Source organism: Stenotrophomonas sp. STEN014 (assembly GCF_056760315.1).
The window spans coordinates 24,743-44,643 of the sequence record NZ_JBRREN010000010.1; the positions used below are offsets into that span (position 1 = coordinate 24,743).

Below are 19,901 nucleotides of genomic sequence, written 5' to 3' on the forward strand. Positions count from 1 at the left end.
CGGACACTAGGCCAAACAACAACAGAAATCAGCGCTTCGGGGGATGAGCGGTCTTCCGGAACGACCAAAGGCCCCCAACTCCCCCTGGCCCCTCCCGATGCCCGAAAAATTGCCCATCACCCCGCTGGACACTCTCTGGAAAGCTCCCGCCGTGACCTGGACGGTCCTGGCCGGCGAGGGGCTGGCGATCATCCTGGCATTGGCACCGGAACACAGCGGCAGCCGCTGGGTATTGTTCGGCGCGTTGTCCTTCATGATCCAGTGGATATCGCTGTCGGCACTTGGCGCCCTGTACCTCCTGCGGCGCCCGCTGTCCCGACTCTCCCCCTCATGGATCGCAAACGTCACCCTGCTCCTGCTGGTGCTATCCACCTTATTGGTATGCACTGCGAGCTGGTGGCTGCTCCGTGATCTCTGGCCAGAGTCGGCCAGTCCTTGGCAGCCCGCACTGCTTCGCTTTACCGGGATCATCCTCACTTTCGGACTGCTAGCGGTTGTTGCTTTCCAGAACCACTGGCGCTTACGCCAGCTCGCCCTGCGCGTAAAACAGGCCGAACTGGAGGCCCTCCAGGCCCGCATACGTCCCCACTTCCTGTTCAACACGCTCAACACCGGCGCTGCGATGGTGCACAACAATCCAAGTGGCGCGGAACACCTGCTGCTGGACCTTGCCGATCTCTTCCGCGCCGCACTGGCCGGCCCCCAGGAAATCCCCCTGGAGGAGGAACTGGCGTTGTCGCGGCGTTACCTTGAAATCGAGGCACTCAGATTCGGGGATCGCATGCGCATCTCATGGCAGTTACCGGCAGCAATCCCTCCGCTACGCGTCCCCTCACTCTCGATCCAGCCGCTGGTGGAAAACGCAATCCATCACGGCATCGAACCCTCGCCCGAGGGCGGCGAAATCTGCCTGCGGCTTACACAAAGCGAGCGCGGCATCAGTATCACAATCGAAAACGATCTGGCCCCTAGCGGCACACGCCCTTTAAGGAATGGACACAACGTGGGCCTGGAGTCGGCACGTGCCCGGATACATGCAATGACCGGCGGCGCAGGCGGTGTAGCGACACGCTCGGAGAACGGTCGCTACATCACCATCGTCACACTCCCGATACCGCCCTGAGACTCAGGTCACCACCTGGTAGCAGGGCTTGTAATCCCCGGCGATCTTCATGCGACGCTGTTCGACAAAGGCGCGCAGCAGCGCGTCCAGCGCCTGCATCATCTCCGGGTCGCCGTGGATCTTGAACGGACCGAACTCCTCGATCCGGCGCATACCATCTTCCTTCACGTTGCCTGCGACGATGCCGGAGAACGCGCGACGCAGGTCCGCCGCCAGCTCGGGTGCCGGTCGGCCATGGTGCAGGTCCAATCCCGCCATTGCCTCGTGCGTGGGGACAAACGGGCTCTGGTACTCGGCAGGAATTTCCACCGACCAGTTGAAGAAGAACGAGTCCTTGTGCGCCAGGCGGTACTCGCGCACGCGCTTGATGCCCTGTGACATCTTGCGCGCCACCGCCACCGGATCACCGATGATGATCTCGTAGCGGCTGGCGGCCTGGTCGCCGAGCGTCATACGGATGAAGCGGTCGATCTGCTCGAAGTAAGGCGCAGCGATCGCCGGACCACTGAGAATCAACGGGAACGGCAGTTCCCTATTCTCTTCGCGCAACAGGATCCCCAGCAGATAGAGGATCTCCTCGGCCGTGCCCACGCCGCCCGGGAACACGATGATGCCGTGACCCAAACGCACAAACGCCTCAAGGCGCTTCTCGATGTCGGGCATGATCACCAGGTGGTTGACGATCGGGTTCGGCGACTCGGCCGCGATGATGCCCGGCTCGGTGATGCCGATGTAACGGGTGTTGGTCTTGCGCTGTTTGGCATGGGCGATGGTGGCCCCCTTCATCGGCCCCTTCATCGCTCCGGGGCCGCAGCCGGTGCAGATATCCAGGTTGCGCAGCCCGAGCTCGTAGCCGACCTGCTTGGTGTACAGATACTCGTCGCGCGAGATCGAGTGCCCGCCCCAGCACACCACAAGATTCGGCTCGCTCGGCTGCAGGATGCGCGCGTTGCGCAGCAGGCCAAACACGGCGTTGGTGATGCCTTCGGAAGTCTCCAGGTCCGAGGCGTATTCCGGCCCCAGCTCGATTGCCATGTAGGCCAGATCGCGCACCACCGAGAACAGCAGCTCGGCGATACCGCGGATGATCTCACCATCCACGAACGCCATTGCCGGCGCATTGCTCAGATCGATGCGGACACCGCGGTCCTGTTGCGCCACTTGGATGTCGAAATCCGGATAGAGATCGCGCGCGGCGCGCGGATCATCCGAGGCGCTGCCACTGGTCAGCACCGCCAGCGCACAGCGGCGCAGCAGTTCGTGCATGCCACCGCCGGAGGCGTCGCGCAGGCGGGCCACTTCCGCCCGCGACAGCACGTCCAGCCCGCCACGTGGGTAGATGCGCGCATCCTGCACCGGCAATGCACGCGCCATACCGTCACTGTTCTTCATTTCCATCGTCATTCCATCCTTATTGGCGATCGACTTTAGCCCCGCCCCCACAAAAAAGAAAACGGCCGGGTCGCCCCGGCCGTTTTCATTCACATCCGATCAATCAAACGATCAGAACTTGTACTTCAGGCTCAACATCATCGACCAGCGCGACACACCGGTGTTGCCCTTGTCGTTGTTGTTTTCCTGGATCGTCGGGTTATCGGTCGAGCCGGTGAACTGGTAGATGTACTTGCCGGTTGCCGGATCGATACCGCCATAGTTGGCGATGCGACGGGTCGAGAAGAAGCCGTAGTCGTCGATCAGGCCCCACTTCTTATTGAGCAGGTTGCCGACATTCATGATGTCCAGCGCAACTTCGGTCTTGTGGCCCTTGAAGAAGCCCGGCAGCTCCTGGCTGATACGCATGTCGAAGCTGTTGACCCACTTCGCGCGATGCGAATTGGCCGGAACAACCTGGCCCTTGTAGCCCGCCAGTTCCGGGGTCTTCTCCAGCCAATCGAAGAAGGCCTTCTCCATGCCGGCATCCTGCTGGAACTTTCCGCCGACAACCTTGCCGAACAGCACATCACCGTAGCCCGACGGCACGTAGAACAGGTCGTTGGTGCCGGCACCGTCGCCATTCACGTCGTTGTAGAAGATGTAGCTGTACGGACGACCGCTACGGCCTTCATAGAACAGGCCAACGCGGGTGGCGTTGTCGCCGAAGAAGTTGTGCTTCCACTCCAGGGTGCCGGTCACACGGTCCTTCATCGCATAACGCGAGTTGTAGGCCACGTTCTCGTTGGCGTTGAAGATCATGGTGTTGTTCCAGTTCGACGTGTTCTGCGAGCTGGTCAACGGGCTGACTTCCTTGGCCTGGGTGTAGGTGTAACCCAGCGACCAGCCCCAGTTCTCGGTCATCGGCTTGCTCACCGAGAACGTCGCCTGCGAGCTGCGGCCCTTGTCGGTGTTGCGCAGCAACATCACGTCACCGATGTTGCCGGGACGGTTGGCCTTGTTACCGGCACCGTTGGTGCCGTTTTCCATGCCGAAGTTGCCAGCATTGTTCGGATTCAGACCGGCAGCATTCCAGAAGATCTCACGACCATCCTGGCCAATCGCGGTCGGGCCTGCGCCCGCGGCGTTGTACAGGTCCAGACGCTCGAAATACAGCGCGTCCTTGACCTTGGTGACCAGCAGCTCGGCCGAGGCGACCATGCCGTACCACGGCAGTTCGTGATCGAACGCCAGGTTCGCCTTCCACACCGACGGCAGCTTGGTGCCCGGCTCGATCAGGTCCACGTTCTGGCGGGCGTTGCCCGGGGTCATGCCCGCGGTGGACGGCGGTACGGTCGGATCGAACGCCGGAGCGTTGGCGCCGCGCAGATCGTACTCGACATAGTTCAGACCGGTGTTCTGGTAGGCACCTGCCAGCCACACGTTCGGAGCCGCACCACCGAACAGGCCGACGCCGCCACGCAGCTGGGTCGGACGCTCGCTGTCGAAGGTGTAGTTGAAGCCGAAGCGCGGCTGCACCAGCTTGCTGTCAACCAGGTTGGTGTTGTTGTAGCCGTAGACCTTCTCGATCTCCGGGTTGTACAGGCGCTGGTCGCTGAAATCCGGCATGTCGACGCGCACGCCGAACATCAGGTTCAGGTTGTAGTTGATCGCCCAGGTGTCCTGCACGAACACACCGGTGTTCTTCAGGGTGAACGAGGCCGGGATGTCGTCGATGCTGCCATCGGCACGCGGCGCGCGCAGCTGGTAACGGTTCACCTTGCCCGCCAGGAAATCCTGAAGGCTGTTGAACTCGTAAACGCCGTTGAGATTACGGCCGTAGAAGTTCATCAGGTCGTTGTCGGAGTAGTCGAAGCCGAACTTGACGGTGTGGTCACCGACGTACCAGGTACCAGCACCGAAGGCGCTCAGTTCCTTGGACTCCACGATATTGACGTGGGTGTTCTGCTCGGTACCGAACAGCAGAGCATCGCGGCCATTGGCAGCGAAACCGTTGATGCGGATCTGCGGCAGGTTGCTGGTCGGCACGCGGTTGGCCGAGTAGTCCTTGTGCGAGACCTTGAATTCGGTGGAGAAGTTTTCCGACCAGTCGGAGAACAGTTCGCCCATCCAGGTTTCATAGATCTTCGGCTGCGAATACCAGTGGCTGCTCAGCGAAACGGTGCTGTTGGTCAGGCCCGGGAAGCGCATCACGTCCTGCTGCATCTTGTTGTAACGCAGCGCAGCGCGGTGGTTCTCGTTGATGTTCCAGTCCAGCTTGACCGCGTACTCTTCGATCTCGGTCTTGTTGGCCGGCGCATTCAGGCTGCCGATGTCGTAACCCAGGCCCGACATGTAGTCCTGCACCTTGGTGATGTCGGCATCGGTAACGCTGCCCTTGCCATACGGACCTTCGCTCAGGCTGACGCCCGGCGCGGAGCGCTCATACTTCTCGTAGTTGGCGAAGAAGAACAGCTTGTCCTTGACGATCGGGCCACCGAAGGTCATGCCGTAGGTGGTTTCGTCGTCGAAGCCGTTGAACTTGCCCTTCACGCCATCGAGCGTTTCACGCACCATGTCCTTGTCACGGTATGCGCCGTACACGGTTCCGTGGAATTCGTTGGTGCCCGACTTGGTCACGGCGTTGATCACCGCACCGGTGCCACCGTAGATGGTGGTGTCGTAGTTGGCCAGATCGATGTTGATTTCCTGGATGGCATCCATCGACACCGGCTGACGCTCGGTCGGCAGGTTGTTGGATTCCAGACCGAACGGGTCACCGGCGCCGATGCCGTCGATGCGGATGGCGTTGAAACGGGTGTTCTGGCCACCGGCCGAGATCGCGCCGTCAGCTTTGCTTACCTGCGAGATGCGCGGATCCAGACGGATGTAGTCCTGGATGTTGCGGTTGGCCGACGGCAGCGCCTCGAGGGTTTCACGGGTCACGTTGGTGCCGGTGCCCATCTTGTTGGCACTGAACACTTCCGAACCAGCACCGACAGCCATGACCTGCACCGCTTCCAGCGTGGTGGCAGCCAGATCGCCGGTGAGGGCCGCGTTGACGGTGTTGACCTGGTTCAGGTTCAGATACACGCCATCTTCGGTCTTGGTGCCTTCACCCGGCTTGGTGATGGTGATGGTGTACGGACCACCCACACGCAGACCGCGGGCGTTGTAACGACCAGCAGCGTCGGTGGTCGCACGGCTGACCGTGCCCGACTCGACGTGCGTGATGGTGACTTCAGCACCGGTCACCGGCTGGCCAGCAGCGGAGGTGACCTGGCCGCCGACACCGGCGGACGTGCTTTGTGCGAACGCGGGCGCGGCCGCAAGAGCGGCGACGAGGCCAAGAGCAAGCTTGGACATCCGGATGCGTGGGTGGTTCATTTTTGGGGTAGCCTCGACACGAGTTAGCGATTGAGAAAGAAAAAACGCGATCCATCAGCCCCGGGATCAACCGGGCGCCTGATCGGCTTGAATCTGGGATACCTTCCGGAGCGGTTGCAGCCGCAACGGTTAACATCAGGTTAACACGTTAGATTGTGAATATGACCGGCATAAGACAGTCGTGATGCGACGCAACAATCCCGACTCAAACGAATCAACAAGTTACGAAAGCGAGGCCAGATACGTGGCGATCCCGTCCAGCAGCATCTGCACGGAAATCGCGACAAGCAGCATGCCCATCAGGCGCTCCAGCGCGGTCAGCGCGCGGGCCCCCAGCAGCTTGTAGAGCAAGGTGGCGGACAACAGAATCGCGGCGGTCCCTCCCCACGCCAGGAGCAATGCAAGACTCCAGTCCAGCAGGCGATCGGGCTCGTTGCTGCCCATCAACATCACCGCGGCCATTCCGGAAGGGCCGGCTACCAGCGGGATGGCCATCGGCACAATGAACGGCTCGCCATCAGGCACCGCGCCCATCAGCCCCTCCGGCCGCGGGAAAATCATGCGGATACCGATCAGGAACAGGACGATGCCGCCAGCGATGGCGACAGACTCCTGTCGCAGGTGCATCAGCTCCAGCGCATACTTGCCGCCCCACAGAAACGCCATCAGTACCGCCAGCGCGATCAACAGCTCGCGCACCAGCACGAGGCGCTGGCGGCGCGGCGCCAACGGCTTGAGCAGACTCAGAAACACCGGGATGTTGCCCAGTGGGTCGAGAATCAGGAACAGCAGCAATGCCGCCGACAGGATCGTCACACGGACAGATCCATCACCTTGCCGCGCCACCGGCTACCGTCGGCCGCCAGTAACTGCACACAGGCGGCGGCATAGGCGGCCGGATCGACTGGGACCAGGTCTTGCTCATGGGTGAATGCACGCGCGCGCAGCGCGGTGCGCATCGGCCCCGGCTGCAGGCCGCTGACCCGCACCGGCCCGTTGCGCAACTCGTGATGCAGACTCTGCAGCAGCCCGCGCAGTCCGAACTGGGCTACCCCGTAACCGCCCCAATAGGCCTGCCCCACCCGCTGCGGGTCATCCAGCGCGAATACCACCGCGGCATCCTCCCGTTTCTGCAGCAGCGGCAGGCAGGCCTGGGTCAGCCAGGCGCGCGCGGTCAGGTTCACATGGATGGCGCGTGCGAACGCCGCCGGGTCCCCCAGTGCAAAGGGCGTCAGTCCTGCGAAGTCGGCCGCGCAATGCAACAGGCCATCTAGTTGCCCCACTTCGGACGCCAGGCGCTCGGCCAGCGCGGCATAGTCATCGGGCGTGGCGCCCTCCAGATCCAGCGGATACAGCAGCGGCTCGGGCCCAAGCGATGCGGCGCTGTCATAGACGCGATTGAGCTTGGCGACTTTTCGCCCGAGCAGCACCACCGTGGCCCCGGCACTGGTACAGGCCCGCACTGCGGCTGCTCCGAGCCCGCCGGCCGCGCCGGAGACAAGCACGACACGTCCGGCCAGATCGCTCCGGCTCTCCGCCATCGGCTGCGCACTCACGCCTGGCCCGCCTCGGCGACCATGCGCTTCAGCTCGCCCGACTCGAGCAGTTCAAGGATGATGTCGCAGCCACCGATCAGCTCGCCATGCATGAAAAACTGCGGAAAGGTCGGCCAGTTGGAATAACGTGGCAGATTGGCGCGCACCTCGGGAAGCTCGAGCACGTTGACGGTGCGTAATCCTGCCGCCCCGGCCGCCATCAGCGCCTGCACCGCGCGACTGGAAAAACCGCACATCGGGTACTGCGGTGTGCCCTTCATGAACAAGACCAGTGGGTGCTGTTCCACTTCGGCCTGGATTTGCTCCATCACCGGCATTCGAATTCTCCCTGCTGCTGCGAAAGAACGGCCTGTCCTGTCGGATAGACTTTCACGTGGTGGCCAATTGTAAGCCGAGCCGGCCAACTCCCGGCGCCTTTGCCCTCAAAAAGATACGGACCATGCCCGTCGAACTGCCCGAACTGCCCTACTCCCGCACCGCGCTGCAACCGCACATTTCCGCCCAGACCCTGGACCTGCATCACGGCCACCATCACCGCGCCTACGTCGACAGGATCAATGCGGGCATCGCCGGCACCGAGCTGGCCGAGGCCTCGCTGGAAGATATCGTGCTGGGCAGCCAGGGCAGTCTGTTCGAGGCCGCCGCGCAGGCGTGGAACCACGCGTTCTTCTGGCAATGCCTGCACCCACGGGCCGGCGACGAGCCACATGGCCCGCTGGCCGACCGTATTGCCCGGCATTTCGGTGACGTGCAGAAGCTTCGCGAGGAATTCAATCGGGCCGCGCTGGCCGTGTTCGGCTCGGGCTGGGTCTGGCTGGTGCAGCACGCCGATGGCAGCCTGGCCATCGTCTCCACGCGCAATGCCAACACGCCGCTGACCGGCACCAGCACCCCGCTGCTGGCCTGCGATGTGTGGGAGCACGCTTATTACACCGACCACCAGAGTGACCGCGCGGCTTACCTGCGGGCATTCTGGCGACTGGTCAATTGGGACTTCGTCGCCAGCCAGTTGCGCTGAGCCGCACCGCGGCCGTACTGGTTCAGCGAAAGGTTGTGATGCCGTGCCGGCAGTGAGGATGGGCGCCCATGGCCTGTGGCGATTGCAGCACGCTTGTTTGCGCGCCAGCCGAGACCGGAGCCAACGGTGATACCACTACCGCAGCCGGCGCGACCCACTCGCCGATCCGACCGTTGAGCTCACCGCAATACCGACTCCAGCCCGGCATCGAGTGTCTTCAACTGGAGGTGCCGGAGACACCAGGCCCACAGGTCCCGAACGATGCAACGGCTGCGCCTCAGCGACGCAGCGTCTCCACCACCGGTGCCACCTGTGCCGGACGGCCCAACGCGGCACCCACCCGCTCCAGCGCCGCGGCCAATGCCTCGGCCGAGTCCTCGCGCAGGTTGGCATGACCGACCTTGCGCCCTTCGCGCGGCGACTTGCCGTAGTCGTGCCAGTGGCCCGATGGCTCAACCAGTACCGCCGCCACATCCGGCATCCGCCCCAGCCAGTTCAACATGCATACATGGCCCAGCACGCGGGTATCGCCCAGCGGCAGACCGAGCACCGCACGGATGTGGTTCTCGAATTGCGACGTCTCGGCGCCATCACTGGTCCAGTGGCCGGAGTTGTGCACGCGCGGGGCCATCTCGTTGACCAGCAGCTCCTCGCCCCGGCAGAACAGCTCCAGCGCAAACACGCCCACGTAATCCAGCCGCTCGGCCACACGCCGGGCGTAGCTCATGGCCATTTCGTGCTGCGCGGCGCTGGCCTGTGCAGGCGCCAGACTGGCCGACAGCACGCCATCGACGTGCCAGTTGCCGGTCAGCGGCCACGCCCGGAATTCGCCATCACGCCCCCGCACCGCCACCACGCTGACCTCGCGGTCAAACGCGACGAAACCTTCCAGAATCAGCCCGGTCTTTTCGACCTGCGCGCCCAACGCCTGCCAGGCCGCGTCGATATCGGCCTCATTGCGGAGGCGGAACTGGCCTTTTCCGTCGTAACCGAGACGGCGGGTCTTGAGGATGCACGGCAGCCCGAACTCGCCGACCCTGGCAGCCAGTTCGTCGCGGCTGCGGATATCTGCAAACGGCGGCAGTGGAATCCCCAATTCCTGGAACAGGGTCTTCTCGCTCAGGCGGTCCTGCGCCACGGCCAGCGCGGCCGGGTTCGGGAACACCGGCTTGCGCTCGGCCAGCCAGTGCGCACTGGCGGCCGGCACGTTCTCGAAATCGAAGGTGACCACATCCACCTTGGCGGCGAACTCGGCCAGCGCGGCCGGATCATCGAATGCCCCGACCTGCAGCGGCGCCACCTGTCCGGCGCATGCATCGGCGGCCGGATCCAGCACCACAAAGCGCACCCCCAGCGGAGCACCGGCCAACACCATCATGCGGGCCAGCTGCCCGCCTCCCAAGATGCCGACGGTGATCATTGCCGCGGATCGTCGTTGGCCATCACATCAGCGGTCTGCCGTGCGCGGAATGCAGTCAGCGCCTGGCCGATCGCCACTTGCTCGGGCGCCAGCATCGCTGCGGCAAACAGCGCGGCATTGGACGCACCAGCGTTACCGATGGCGAACGTCGCCACCGGAATACCGGCCGGCATCTGTACGATCGACAGCAGCGAATCCATGCCATTCAAGGCCTTGGACTGCACCGGCACACCCAGCACCGGCACCGCGGTCTTGGCCGCGATCATGCCCGGCAGATGGGCGGCACCGCCGGCACCGGCGATGATCGCGCGCAAACCACGGGCGCCCGCCTCTTCGGCATAGGTGAACAGCACGTCCGGCGTGCGATGCGCCGAAACCACCTTCACTTCGTAGGGAACACCCAGCGCATCGAGCTTCTGGGCGGCGTGCTGCATGGTTTCCCAATCGGAACGGGAACCCATGACAATGCCGACAAGCGGCACGGAGGGGTTGGGGGTCATTGGCCGTCACCTGCTGCAAAGACGTATTCTAGCCATCTTCCACGCAAGACCAAGACCTGATGGACCGCAAACTGCTCGACCTGCTCGTCTCCCCCGACACCCGCCAGCCGCTGCTCCTGCTGGAAAGCGCCGGCCTGGACGCACTGAACCGCGCCATCGCCGCAGGTACGGTCAACCGTGCCGATGGCAGCGCCCAGACCCAGCCACTGCGCGAAGTGCTCGTCACCCGTGACCGCAAACAGCTGTTCCGGGTCGAGGACGGCATTCCGGTACTGCTGGCCGAAGAAGCCATTGCCACCGCGCAGATCGCCGACTTCCCGGGCGCCTGATGCTGCCGCACCCGCCAGCCGCGCCGCCGCAGGCGCAGATCGAGGCCGACGTCGCCCGCGCCCTGGTCGAGGACATCGGCAGCGGTGATGTCACCGCCGCCCTGTTGCCGGACACGGCGGATATCGCCTACCTGCTGTGCAAGCAGGACGCGGTGATTGCCGGCCGGCCCTGGTTTGATGCCGCACACCGCGCGCTCGACCCGGCGGTGAAGATCCACTGGCGCGTACTGGAGGGTGATCACGTCAGCGCCGGCACCGTACTGGCAACGCTGGAAGGCCGCAGCCGCTGTCTGGTGAGCGCCGAGCGCACCTCGCTCAACTTCCTGCAGACGCTGTCCGCCACCGCCACTGTCACCGCCCGTTACGTGGCGGCCGTGGCCGGCACTGGTACGCGCATCCTGGACACCCGCAAGACGCTGCCCGGCCTGCGCCTGGCCCAGAAATACGCGGTCCGCTGCGGCGGCGGCGACAACCACCGCATGGGCCTGTTCGATACCGTGATGCTGAAAGAAAACCATATCCGCGCCGCCGGTTCGCTGAGCGCTGCCGTGCAGGCGGCCCGCGCGCAGCAGCCGCAACTGCCGCTGGTAGTGGAAGTGGAGGACCTGCAACAGCTGCAGGAAACCCTGGCCGCCGGCTGCGAACGCATCCTGATCGACGATTTCAGCGCCGGGATGCGGCGCGACGCGGTGCGCATCGCGGCCGGGCGCATTCCGCTGGAAGTCTCCGGCAGCGTGGACCTGACCGTGGTCCGTGCCATTGCCGAGGACGGGGTGGACTTCATCTCCATCGGCGGCCTGACCAAGCACATCCAGGCGATCGACCTGTCCCTCAAGCTCGGCCCGCCACCGGGCTGATTTCACGGCACGAGCACTGCCGGTTCTGCAACGCTCCGTTCAAGGATGAGGAGTTCACCGTGGTCTACCGGCACCTGTTTTTCGGCTCTGTGCTCGCACTCATGTCAACCGGCGCGCTGGCGATCGAAGTCTGCGATATCCCGCCGCGCTACGGCCTGAGTACCACCGCCCAGGCCATCGTGCGCACCACCTGCAACGAACACCGGCTCTGGTATCGCCCGTTCATCGACCGCGACGGACGCATCGCCAGCCTCGGCGCTTCCGAGGCCGACAGCGGCAGCCTGGCCGACAATGGCGTCATCGCATGGCAGCGCGTGGCCGGCTATTGGCGCGAAAGTGGAACGCTGGGCGCAATGGGCAGTGTTCCCGGTGCCCAGAGCTGCTTTGTTGCCACCGGCAACCGCTACACCGACAGCGACTGCCGCGCCTTCCTGATCGACAACCCGTGGTCGGCGGCATTCATTTCCTGGGTCATGACCCGCGCCGGCGTGACCGGTTTCAACCGCTCACCGCGCCATATCGACTACATCCGTGCCGCTTACCAGAGCGGCGGCAACGGCCCGTACAGGCTCGCCGATCCGGCCACCGAGAAACCCGCCCCCGGCGACATGCTGTGCTTTCTTCGCAACCGCAGCACGACGCTCAATTACAGCGGGTTGATCCAGGCATTGGGCAACGGCAGCGCCGGCAATTGGCAATCCCATTGCGAGATCGTGGTGACCGCCAACGCCGGCGGTGATCGCACCCTGCACCTGGTCGGCGGCAATGTCGCCAACTCGGTGGTGATGCGCAAACTGGCATTGGGCCGCACCGGCCTGGTCGAGCTGCCGCGCCCGGATGGCGGCAACACCGGGCAGATCGGCGTGCAAGACTGCACCCCCGGCAATGAGGAAGACTGCAACCTCAACCGGCAGGACTGGGCCGCGTTGCTGAAACTGCTGCCCACGACCGTGTCACCGGGGCCCGCGGTTGCGCCAGCCATACCAGCACAGCCCGCGGCCACAGAAACCGGCAACGCCACATCCCGCTGACGGCAGCGCCCACCCGGTTCCGCTTTCCACTGACAGCCCCTAGAGTGTGGCCATGCCTACTCTTCTCATCCTGATGATCATCGGCGCCATCGGCTTCGCGCTGTGGGACACCGGCCGCGCCGCAGCCGAGCGTGCCAGCGAACTGGGCCGCAACGCCTGTCGTGCTGCCGATGTGCAATGGCTGGACCACAGCGTGCATGCCACCGGCATGCGCCTGCGCCGCCTGCCCAGCGGCTGGCTGGGCTTCGAGCGCAGCTTCCGCTTCGACTACTCCTACGACGGCATAGAACGCCACACCGGCCGCCTGGTGCTGCTCGGTCGTGAGCTGGTGTCCTTCTCCGGCCCGGCCGCGGCGCAGATCGGCAAGATCCGCCAATCCAGCGAAGAAGCTGAAGACATCTGAATCAGCAGGCAAGCGCCCTCTCAGCCTCCCAGGCAGCGGCAACACCCAGGCCTCGTCCTCCTGCAACCCGTGAGCTGATCGCGCCCCTGCCGGACGGCGGGGGAGATTGCAGCCGCCGAGTCCGGGCAACCCGGACCGTGCCATCGCCCAAAAAGAATCGCCACCTTGCGGCGGCGATGTGTCGGGTTACTTGACCACCCGAAGGAACGGGCGCTTGCCCGCCGGTGGCGGCTCGGGTGCCGACGGCGGCGTATCGTCATCGTCCGGGGGCAGGTCCGCACCGGGAATATCGTCCGGCAGTGCCATGCCCTGCCCGGTCTCCCGCGCGTACACCGCAAGTACCGCCGAGATCGGCACGCTAACCGGGAAACTGACACCGGAGAAGCGTGCCGTGAAGCTGACCGTCTCATTGTCGATATGCAGACGCATTACCGCGCGTTCGGCGACATTGAGCACGACCCGCTCCTCCTTGATCGCGCTGGCTGGCACCTGCACGCCCGGGACTCCCGCATCCACCATGATATGCGGCGTCATACCGTTGTCGTTGATCCATTCCACCAGCGCCCGCAACAGGTACGGACGGTGGCTGCTCATGCGAAAAGATTCTTCACTCATATGCCAAGTGTACGCCGCATTGAAGCGCGAACACCGCACGGAGGCGGTGTTCGATGGGAGCAAGTACAGCTGTTCCCCGCTCAGGCCGGCAGGTCGCGCAGCTTCTTTTCCTGGTCGGTCAGGCTGCGGATAAACCCCGGGTTACGGAAGATGCGGTTGCCGTAATCCTCGATCGCCTTGCCGTCCTTGGGCAGCGGAATGCCCAGCGACTCCAGCCGCCACACGATCGGTGCAATCGCACAATCGGCCAGGCTCATTTCCGGATTCAGGAAAAACTTGCTCGCCTTGAACAGCGGCACCGACTGCGCCACAAGCTCCTTCAGGCGCTTGCGTCCGGCTTCGGCCTGGGTCTTGTTGCCCAGCTGGATGGCCTGCACCTGCGGTACCCAGTCGTGCTCGATGCGCAGCATCGCCAGGCGAAGCCGGGCCCGCGACAGGGGATCGACCGGCATCAGCGGCGGATGCGGATAGCGCTCATCCAGATACTCGCTCACTACCGAGGCGGCATAGAGCACCAGCTCCCGCTCGACCAGGGTCGGCACGGAATGGTAGGGGTTGAGGTCGATCAGATCTTCCGGCGGATTCTGCGCATCGACCGGGACCAGATCGTAGGTCACGCCCTTGGCCGCCAATACCAACCGCACCCGATGGCACAGCACATCGTCATTGGCAGAGAACAAAGTCAGGGTATTACGCATACGCACACTCGCCGCCATCAAAGGCTCTCCAACGGCCGGAATCCGCCAGCCTTACAGCTCCGCCAACCCATTGCCGACGGTCGCCACGGTCTCCCGAGTGTGCAATCGGGCGAGACAATTTCCAAGGCCCTGCCATCACCCCGTGCCTGCACCCGCACCGGGCCACGTGGAATCAATGCACGTCTTTCCAGTACTCGGTCTTGAGCAGATACGCCAGGAACGTCAGCAGCGCCAGGAACAACACCACCCACACGCCGATACTCTGCCGTTTCAGGGCTGCCGGCTCACCGGCATATTCCAGGAAATTGGTGATGTCCCGTACCGTCTGGTCGTATGCGCGGGCATCCACCTTGCCAGGCGTGTCGATCTTCAGCCCGGTGACCGGGGGATCCAGCCCGGGCTGCTCGGCCTTGCCATACACCGCATGCTGCATGCCCTGCAGCTCCCAGAGCGGATTGGGCATGGAGGCATTGGGGAATACGGCGTTGTTCCAGCCCAGCGGCCGCGACTCGTCCACGTAGAACGACTTGAGATAGCTGTAGATCCAGTCGCTTCCTCGAACCCGGGCAATCAGGCTCAGATCCGGTGGCATCTTGCCGAACCACTGGGTGGCCGCCTCATGCGGCAGCGCCACCTGGATCTGCTCGCCGAACGCGGCACCGGTGAAGTTGAGGTTGTCCATCACCTGTTGTTCGGTCAGCCCCAGGTCCTCGGCCATACGCGAATAACGCAGATATTTCAGCGAGTGGCAGCCCGAGCAATAACTCATGTAGGCCTGGGCGCCGCGTTGCAGCGAAGCGCGATCCCCCAGGTCATTTCCCGCTTGCTGCAAGGCCCCGCCATCGGCGGCGGACGCCGAGGTACAGAACAGCATCGCTGCTGCAAAGAGCAGCCGCACTATCCATTTGTCAGTCATGCGTCGTCACCCGGTCCGGTACCTGCTTGGTGCTGTCGAGCTTGGTCCACAGCGGCATGGTGATGAAGAAGGCGAAGTACAGGAAAGTCAGTACACGCCCGACCCAGGTTTCCCAGATCGCCGTTCCCGGGCCGGAGCCGATTACCCCAAGCCACACGAAGCACACCACCAGCAGGCCCAGCATCAACCGCGAAAGCGGGCCGCGGTAACGGATCGACTTCACCTTGGCCCGGTCCAGCCAGGGCACCAGGAACAGGATGGCGATGGCCGAGAACATCACCATCACACCACCAAGCTTGTCCGGCACCACGCGCAACATGGCGTAGTAAGGGGTGTAGTACCAGACCGGCTTGATGTGCGCCGGCGTCACCAGCCGGTTGGCCTCGGTGAAGTTGTCATGCTCCAGGAACAGTCCGCCAAAACCCGGGGCGAAGAAAATGATGAAGGCCGCAATCACCAGCAGGAAGCCGACGCCCACCATGTCCTTGACCGTGTAGTACGGGTGGAACGGGATGCCATCGGCCGGCGCGCCCGCCGACCAGCGGTTGCCCTTGGGCCCTTTCTTGATCTCCACGCCATCGGGATTGTTGGAGCCCACTTCGTGCAGCGCCCCCAGATGCAGCACCACCAGCAGCAGCAGCACCAGCGGCAACGCGATCACATGCAGGGCGAAGAAGCGGTTGAGGGTGGCATCACCGGGCAGGTAGTCGCCCATGATCCACTCCGTCAGGCCGTTGCCAATCACCGGAATGGCACCGAACAGCGAGATGATCACCTTCGCGCCCCAGAACGACATCTGCCCCCACGGCAGTACATAGCCCATGAAGGCTTCGGCCATCAGCACCAGGTAGATCAGCATGCCCAGGATCCACACCAGCTCGCGCGGCTTCTTGTAGCTGCCGTACATCAGACCGCGGAACATGTGCAGATAGACCACGATGAAGAACAACGAGGCACCGGTGGAGTGCATGTAGCGGATCAGCCAGCCCCACTCCACGTCGCGCATGATGTATTCGATCGATGCGAACGCCTCGGCTGCACTGGTCTTGTAGTGCATCGTCAGGAAGATGCCGGTCAGGATCTGGTTGACCAGCAACACCATCGCCAGCGAGCCGAAGTAGTACCAGAAGTTGAAATTCTTCGGCGCGTAGTACTCGCTGACATGCTTGCGATAAACCGGCATCAGGCCGGGAGCACGCTCATTGACCCAGTTGGCCACGCCGGTGGCGGTGCGGGTGAGAATGTTGTCGGCCATGATCAGGCAGCCCCCTGCGGATCGACGCCGATGACGATGGTGTTGTCATCCACATAATGGTGTGGCGGCACCAGCAGGTTGATTGGTGCCGGCACGTCCTGGAACACGCGCCCGGACATGTCGAAACGCGACTTGTGGCAGGGGCAGAAGTAGCCGCCCTTCCACTGCGCGTCATACGGTTCGGGACGGATCTCGGCGACCATCTCCGGCGCACACCCCAGATGGGTGCACAGCCCGACCAGCACGGAGATGTCCGGCTTGATCGAGCGGAATTCGGGATTGCCCTTGAGCACATAGTCCGGCTGCTGGTCCTTGTTGTCGGACTCCGGATCCTTGAGCCTGCCATCCAGTCCCGGTAACGCCTGGAGGATGGCCTTGGAGCGCTTGACAATCCAGATCGGCTGGCCACGCCATTCCAGGATCAGGCGCTGGCCTTCCTGCAAGGCGCTGATATCGGCCGTCACCGGGGCCCCGGCCAGTTTGGCGCGGGCGCTGGGATTCCACGACTTGATGAACGGTACCGCTGCGAAGCCGACGCCGACTGCTCCGACCACCGCTGTGGTCGCTGTCAAAAACCGCCGACGTCCGGTGTTGACTGGATCGTTTACCCCATCGTTGGCCATCCGGCACTCCGATATTGATTAGGTAGCTTGAGGCTGCCAGCGGTCTGGTGGGGGCCAGCCCGCTCTGAACAAATCGCGCCCGAGTGTAGCGGAACGCTTAACGGTGACACAACGCGATCAAACACCAGTCCGTAAAATTTGTCACGGCCTGTTGCAACAGAAACGTCAGCACTTACTGCCGCGTCGCCAATTCGCCCCGATAGCGGTCAGCCAATTGCGCCACGCGCTGCACGTAGTACTGGGTTTCCCGATACGGCGGTACGCCGCCATGACGGTCGACGGCGCCTTCGCCAGCGTTGTAACCGGCCGCCGCCAGCGTCAGGTTGCCGTTGAAGCGGCGTAGCAGCCAGGCCAGGTACTGCACGCCGCCACGGATGTTCTGTCCGGCGTCGTAGGAATCGGAAACCCCGAAGCGACGTGCGGTCGGCGGCATCAACTGCATCAGGCCCTGGGCTCCGGCACGGCTGAGCGCGGTCGGATTGAACGCCGACTCGGCATGGATGATGGCGCGCACCACCGCTTCCTCGACTCCAAACTCGCGGGCAGCCGACGCAATCTCGGCACTGTAGGCGTGGGTGTTCAGACGCACCGAGCCGAAGTTGACCCGCGACTGCACGCCACAGGCAAAGCAGCGCTCGATATAGCTGTACTGGATGGTGCGCACCTGGCCGACGCTGGCCAGCTGTGCGGGCCGGGCGCTGGTGTAATGGCGGACGCCATCTTTCATATAGGAATAGACCTGCCCGCTGACCACGCGCTGGGCTTTCCCAGCGGTCGCAGGCGCGGGTGCCGGAAGGGGCGCCACCGCAGCCGGTGCGACCTGGGCGGCCACTGGGGTGGGGCTGGATCCGGAAGCGGTGTCCGCAAGAGTCGCCGGCGAAGAAGCCGGAGGGGCCACCACCGGCATGCGCCGGGGCGCCTCGCGCGCGGGCCGGTAGCTGCTGACCACGCTGCACTGCGCCCCGCCGATGCGCTTGCTGACATAGTTCGCCACGCCATCGCCACCGACACACTTGTAAAGCGTGCCTGCACTGGCCGGCGCGGCGGTCAGTGTCGCGGCAAGAACTGCGGCGATCCCCAAAATCCCCTTCATGGGCGGGGAGTCTCCCAGCTTCACCGGGGCTTGCCAAGTATTTGACGGCCCGCCGGCCCTGCACCCGGGCATGGCCCGATACAATAGCCGGCTTCGAATGCGGCCTTCGGGTCGTTGCCCGCCCACCCGTCTGGAATACGCACCATGCCCGGGACGCCCGCTTCTCCCTCGCCGAATCCGGCCGGCTCCGCCGTGCCGTCTGTTGAAATGACCACTCCTGAACTCATTCCCCTGCCCGGCGCCAAGCCGAAGCCTGCCGGCGGCGCGCGCGGCAAGCTCTATATCAAGACCCACGGTTGCCAGATGAACGAGTACGACTCGGCCAAGATGGCCGACGTGCTGGCCGAATCCGAAGGCCTGGAGCTGACCGACAACCCCGAAGAAGCCGATGTGGTGCTGGTCAACACCTGCTCCATCCGCGAGAAGGCGCAGGAGAAGGTGTTCAGCCAGCTCGGCCGCTGGAAGGCACTCAAGGCCGGTGGCCGCGATGTCATCATCGGTGTCGGCGGCTGCGTGGCCTCGCAGGAAGGCGAAGCCATCGTCAAACGCGCGCCCTACGTGGACCTGGTCTTCGGCCCGCAGACCCTGCACCGCCTGCCGGAGCTGATCCGCGCCCGCCGCGAGCAGAACAAGCCGCAGGTGGACATCAGCTTCCCGGAGATCGAGAAGTTCGATCGCCTGCCCGAGCCCCGCGCCGAAGGCCCGTCGGCGTTCGTGTCGATCATGGAAGGCTGCTCCAAGTACTGCTCGTTCTGCGTGGTGCCCTACACCCGCGGCACCGAGGTCAGCCGGCCGTTCGAGGATGTGCTGGTGGAATGCGCGCAGCTGGCGGCGCAGGGGGTGCGCGAGATCAACCTGCTCGGCCAGAATGTCAACGCCTACCGGGGTCCCTATGGGGACGGCGAGATCGCCGACCTGGGCCTGCTGATCCGCACCCTGGCCGAAATCGACGGCATCGGCCGCATCCGTTTCACCACCTCGCACCCGCTGGAGTTCAGCGACTCGCTGATCGACGCCTATCGCGACGTACCGCAGCTGGCCAACTATCTGCACCTGCCGGTGCAGGCCGGCAGTGACCGCATCCTCAGCGCGATGAAGCGCGGCTACACCGCGCTGGAATTCAAGTCCAAGATCCGCAAGCTGCGCGCGGTTCGCCCGGACATCTCGATTTCCTCGGACTTCATCGTCGGCTTCCCCGGCGAAACCGAGGCCGATTTCGAAAAGACCATGAAGCTGATCGAGGACGTCGGCTTCGACCAGAGCTTCTCCTTCATCTACTCGCGCCGCCCGGGCACCCCGGCCGCCGACCTGGAGGACACCATCAGCGACGCCGAGAAGCATGCGCGCCTGTCGCGCCTGCAGGCGCACATCAACGACCATGCCGCCGGCATTTCGCGGTCGATGGTGGGCAGCGTGCAGTCGGTGCTGGTCGAAGGCCCCTCGCGCAAGGACCCCAACGAGCTGACCGGCAAGACCGAGAACATGCGTTCGGTGAACTTCCCCGGCCACCCGCGCCTGGTCGGCCAGTTCGTCGATGTGGTCATCACCGAGGCGCTGAGCAACTCGCTGCGCGGGCGCATCGTCGCGGCCTGATTCCGCTCTGGCCGGACCCGTTCCGGCCGGGCGGCAGGCCTTGGCGATTTTTTGACCACCCGCGCAAAAGCCCTGGCCTGCCTGCACGGCCGGGGCTTATCCACATCTTTGCC

At 64.2% G+C, this 19,901-nt stretch carries 20 protein-coding genes; 7 read left to right on the top strand and 13 right to left on the bottom strand.

The window, feature by feature from the left end:
* Positions 1-97 precede the first annotated feature (97 nt).
* Positions 98-1,123 (top strand): sensor histidine kinase, encoded by a 1,026-nt coding sequence (locus ACVOMC_RS13325; RefSeq protein WP_481524329.1) that lies wholly within the window; start codon positions 98-100, stop codon positions 1,121-1,123.
* A gap of 3 nt (positions 1,124-1,126) precedes the next feature.
* Here the strand turns inward: ACVOMC_RS13325 and ppnN are convergent, their stop codons facing one another.
* From ppnN to grxD, 5 genes are all read right to left on the bottom strand, one after another.
* Positions 1,127-2,515 carry a nucleotide 5'-monophosphate nucleosidase PpnN gene (gene ppnN, locus ACVOMC_RS13330; protein ID WP_481524330.1) on the bottom strand — a complete coding sequence of 463 codons (1,389 nt, stop codon included), beginning with the start codon at positions 2,513-2,515 and terminating at the stop codon, positions 1,127-1,129.
* Between the two features lie 111 nt (positions 2,516-2,626).
* Positions 2,627-5,881: a TonB-dependent receptor gene (locus ACVOMC_RS13335; RefSeq protein ID WP_083468343.1), complete on the bottom strand. Its 3,255-nt coding sequence runs from the start codon at positions 5,879-5,881 to the stop codon at positions 2,627-2,629.
* A gap of 222 nt (positions 5,882-6,103) precedes the next feature.
* Positions 6,104-6,697 (bottom strand): YhgN family NAAT transporter, encoded by a 594-nt coding sequence (locus tag ACVOMC_RS13340; protein ID WP_054656772.1) that lies wholly within the window; start codon positions 6,695-6,697, stop codon positions 6,104-6,106.
* Positions 6,694-7,422, bottom strand: coding sequence for an SDR family NAD(P)-dependent oxidoreductase (locus tag ACVOMC_RS13345; protein ID WP_481524331.1), 729 nt, complete (start codon positions 7,420-7,422; stop codon positions 6,694-6,696). The genes ACVOMC_RS13340 and ACVOMC_RS13345 overlap by 4 nt, the downstream gene beginning before the upstream one ends.
* An 11-nt stretch (positions 7,423-7,433) precedes the next feature.
* Positions 7,434-7,754, bottom strand: coding sequence for a Grx4 family monothiol glutaredoxin (gene grxD / locus ACVOMC_RS13350; RefSeq protein WP_481524332.1), 321 nt, complete (start codon positions 7,752-7,754; stop codon positions 7,434-7,436).
* Between the two features lie 122 nt (positions 7,755-7,876).
* On the opposite strand from grxD, the gene ACVOMC_RS13355 reads away from it, so the two are divergent.
* Positions 7,877-8,455 carry a superoxide dismutase gene (locus ACVOMC_RS13355; protein WP_481524333.1) on the top strand — a complete coding sequence of 193 codons (579 nt, stop codon included), beginning with the start codon at positions 7,877-7,879 and terminating at the stop codon, positions 8,453-8,455.
* A 277-nt stretch (positions 8,456-8,732) separates the two neighbouring features.
* On the opposite strand, the gene ACVOMC_RS13360 is transcribed toward ACVOMC_RS13355, so the two are convergent.
* Together ACVOMC_RS13360 and purE are read right to left on the bottom strand one after the other, a co-directional pair.
* Positions 8,733-9,875: a 5-(carboxyamino)imidazole ribonucleotide synthase gene (locus ACVOMC_RS13360; RefSeq protein WP_481524334.1), complete on the bottom strand. Its 1,143-nt coding sequence runs from the start codon at positions 9,873-9,875 to the stop codon at positions 8,733-8,735.
* Entirely contained in the window at positions 9,872-10,375 is a 504-nt protein-coding gene (gene purE / locus ACVOMC_RS13365; protein WP_481524335.1) for a 5-(carboxyamino)imidazole ribonucleotide mutase, read from the bottom strand. The genes ACVOMC_RS13360 and purE overlap by 4 nt, the downstream gene beginning before the upstream one ends.
* 59 nt (positions 10,376-10,434) lie before the next feature.
* On the opposite strand from purE, the gene ACVOMC_RS13370 reads away from it, so the two are divergent.
* The 4 genes from ACVOMC_RS13370 to ACVOMC_RS13385 all read left to right on the top strand — a co-directional run bounded on the left by ACVOMC_RS13370 (position 10,435) and on the right by ACVOMC_RS13385 (position 12,995).
* Positions 10,435-10,704: a Trm112 family protein gene (locus tag ACVOMC_RS13370; RefSeq protein ID WP_054656766.1), complete on the top strand. Its 270-nt coding sequence runs from the start codon at positions 10,435-10,437 to the stop codon at positions 10,702-10,704.
* A complete protein-coding gene (gene nadC, locus ACVOMC_RS13375; protein WP_481524336.1) occupies positions 10,704-11,561 on the top strand; it encodes a carboxylating nicotinate-nucleotide diphosphorylase in 858 nt (285 codons plus the stop codon). Before ACVOMC_RS13370 ends, nadC begins: the two co-directional genes overlap by 1 nt.
* Positions 11,562-11,662: 101 nt before the next feature.
* Positions 11,663-12,592, top strand: coding sequence for a DUF2272 domain-containing protein (locus ACVOMC_RS13380; RefSeq protein WP_481524337.1), 930 nt, complete (start codon positions 11,663-11,665; stop codon positions 12,590-12,592).
* Between the two features lie 52 nt (positions 12,593-12,644).
* Positions 12,645-12,995 (top strand): DUF3301 domain-containing protein, encoded by a 351-nt coding sequence (locus ACVOMC_RS13385; protein WP_481524338.1) that lies wholly within the window; start codon positions 12,645-12,647, stop codon positions 12,993-12,995.
* Between the two features lie 186 nt (positions 12,996-13,181).
* Here ACVOMC_RS13385 and ACVOMC_RS13390 read toward each other — a convergent pair whose 3' ends face one another.
* The 6 genes from ACVOMC_RS13390 to ACVOMC_RS13415 all read right to left on the bottom strand — a co-directional run bounded on the left by ACVOMC_RS13390 (position 13,182) and on the right by ACVOMC_RS13415 (position 18,195).
* Entirely contained in the window at positions 13,182-13,610 is a 429-nt protein-coding gene (locus tag ACVOMC_RS13390; protein WP_481524339.1) for a ClpXP protease specificity-enhancing factor, read from the bottom strand.
* Positions 13,611-13,690: 80 nt separating this feature from the next.
* Entirely contained in the window at positions 13,691-14,326 is a 636-nt protein-coding gene (locus ACVOMC_RS13395; RefSeq protein ID WP_054656762.1) for a glutathione S-transferase N-terminal domain-containing protein, read from the bottom strand.
* Positions 14,327-14,480: 154 nt separating this feature from the next.
* The gene (locus ACVOMC_RS13400; RefSeq protein WP_481524340.1) at positions 14,481-15,224 is read right to left on the bottom strand and encodes a cytochrome c1; all 744 of its coding nucleotides are present in this window, start codon (positions 15,222-15,224) and stop codon (positions 14,481-14,483) included.
* The gene (locus ACVOMC_RS13405; protein WP_481524341.1) at positions 15,217-16,479 is read right to left on the bottom strand and encodes a cytochrome b; all 1,263 of its coding nucleotides are present in this window, start codon (positions 16,477-16,479) and stop codon (positions 15,217-15,219) included. The genes ACVOMC_RS13400 and ACVOMC_RS13405 overlap by 8 nt, the downstream gene beginning before the upstream one ends.
* A 2-nt stretch (positions 16,480-16,481) precedes the next feature.
* Positions 16,482-17,102, bottom strand: coding sequence for a ubiquinol-cytochrome c reductase iron-sulfur subunit (gene petA, locus ACVOMC_RS13410; RefSeq protein WP_054656760.1), 621 nt, complete (start codon positions 17,100-17,102; stop codon positions 16,482-16,484).
* A gap of 172 nt (positions 17,103-17,274) precedes the next feature.
* Positions 17,275-18,195, bottom strand: coding sequence for a lytic transglycosylase domain-containing protein (locus ACVOMC_RS13415; RefSeq protein WP_481524342.1), 921 nt, complete (start codon positions 18,193-18,195; stop codon positions 17,275-17,277).
* A 144-nt stretch (positions 18,196-18,339) separates the two neighbouring features.
* On the opposite strand from ACVOMC_RS13415, the gene miaB reads away from it, so the two are divergent.
* The gene (gene miaB, locus ACVOMC_RS13420; RefSeq protein WP_481524343.1) at positions 18,340-19,788 is read left to right on the top strand and encodes a tRNA (N6-isopentenyl adenosine(37)-C2)-methylthiotransferase MiaB; all 1,449 of its coding nucleotides are present in this window, start codon (positions 18,340-18,342) and stop codon (positions 19,786-19,788) included.
* Positions 19,789-19,901 lie beyond the last annotated feature (113 nt).

Excerpts from the sequence above, each read along its gene's own strand:
- ACVOMC_RS13370 (WP_054656766.1), top strand. The coding sequence starts at position 10,435 with ATGGACCGCAAACTGCTCGACCTGCTCGTCTCCCCCGACACCCGCCAG.
- ACVOMC_RS13325 (WP_481524329.1), top strand. The coding sequence starts at position 98 with ATGCCCGAAAAATTGCCCATCACCCCGCTGGACACTCTCTGGAAAGCT.
- ACVOMC_RS13335 (WP_083468343.1), bottom strand. The coding sequence starts at position 5,881 with ATGAACCACCCACGCATCCGGATGTCCAAGCTTGCTCTTGGCCTCGTC.
- miaB (WP_481524343.1), top strand. The coding sequence starts at position 18,340 with ATGCCCGGGACGCCCGCTTCTCCCTCGCCGAATCCGGCCGGCTCCGCC.
- ACVOMC_RS13400 (WP_481524340.1), bottom strand. The coding sequence starts at position 15,224 with ATGACTGACAAATGGATAGTGCGGCTGCTCTTTGCAGCAGCGATGCTG.
- ACVOMC_RS13355 (WP_481524333.1), top strand. The coding sequence starts at position 7,877 with ATGCCCGTCGAACTGCCCGAACTGCCCTACTCCCGCACCGCGCTGCAA.
- ACVOMC_RS13415 (WP_481524342.1), bottom strand. The coding sequence starts at position 18,195 with ATGAAGGGGATTTTGGGGATCGCCGCAGTTCTTGCCGCGACACTGACC.
- ACVOMC_RS13360 (WP_481524334.1), bottom strand. The coding sequence starts at position 9,875 with ATGATCACCGTCGGCATCTTGGGAGGCGGGCAGCTGGCCCGCATGATG.
- petA (WP_054656760.1), bottom strand. The coding sequence starts at position 17,102 with ATGGCCAACGATGGGGTAAACGATCCAGTCAACACCGGACGTCGGCGG.
- purE (WP_481524335.1), bottom strand. The coding sequence starts at position 10,375 with ATGACCCCCAACCCCTCCGTGCCGCTTGTCGGCATTGTCATGGGTTCC.
- ACVOMC_RS13385 (WP_481524338.1), top strand. The coding sequence starts at position 12,645 with ATGCCTACTCTTCTCATCCTGATGATCATCGGCGCCATCGGCTTCGCG.
- ppnN (WP_481524330.1), bottom strand. The coding sequence starts at position 2,515 with ATGAAGAACAGTGACGGTATGGCGCGTGCATTGCCGGTGCAGGATGCG.
- ACVOMC_RS13345 (WP_481524331.1), bottom strand. The coding sequence starts at position 7,422 with ATGGCGGAGAGCCGGAGCGATCTGGCCGGACGTGTCGTGCTTGTCTCC.
- ACVOMC_RS13405 (WP_481524341.1), bottom strand. The coding sequence starts at position 16,479 with ATGGCCGACAACATTCTCACCCGCACCGCCACCGGCGTGGCCAACTGG.
- grxD (WP_481524332.1), bottom strand. The coding sequence starts at position 7,754 with ATGCCGGTGATGGAGCAAATCCAGGCCGAAGTGGAACAGCACCCACTG.
- ACVOMC_RS13390 (WP_481524339.1), bottom strand. The coding sequence starts at position 13,610 with ATGAGTGAAGAATCTTTTCGCATGAGCAGCCACCGTCCGTACCTGTTG.
- nadC (WP_481524336.1), top strand. The coding sequence starts at position 10,704 with ATGCTGCCGCACCCGCCAGCCGCGCCGCCGCAGGCGCAGATCGAGGCC.
- ACVOMC_RS13395 (WP_054656762.1), bottom strand. The coding sequence starts at position 14,326 with ATGGCGGCGAGTGTGCGTATGCGTAATACCCTGACTTTGTTCTCTGCC.
- ACVOMC_RS13380 (WP_481524337.1), top strand. The coding sequence starts at position 11,663 with ATGTCAACCGGCGCGCTGGCGATCGAAGTCTGCGATATCCCGCCGCGC.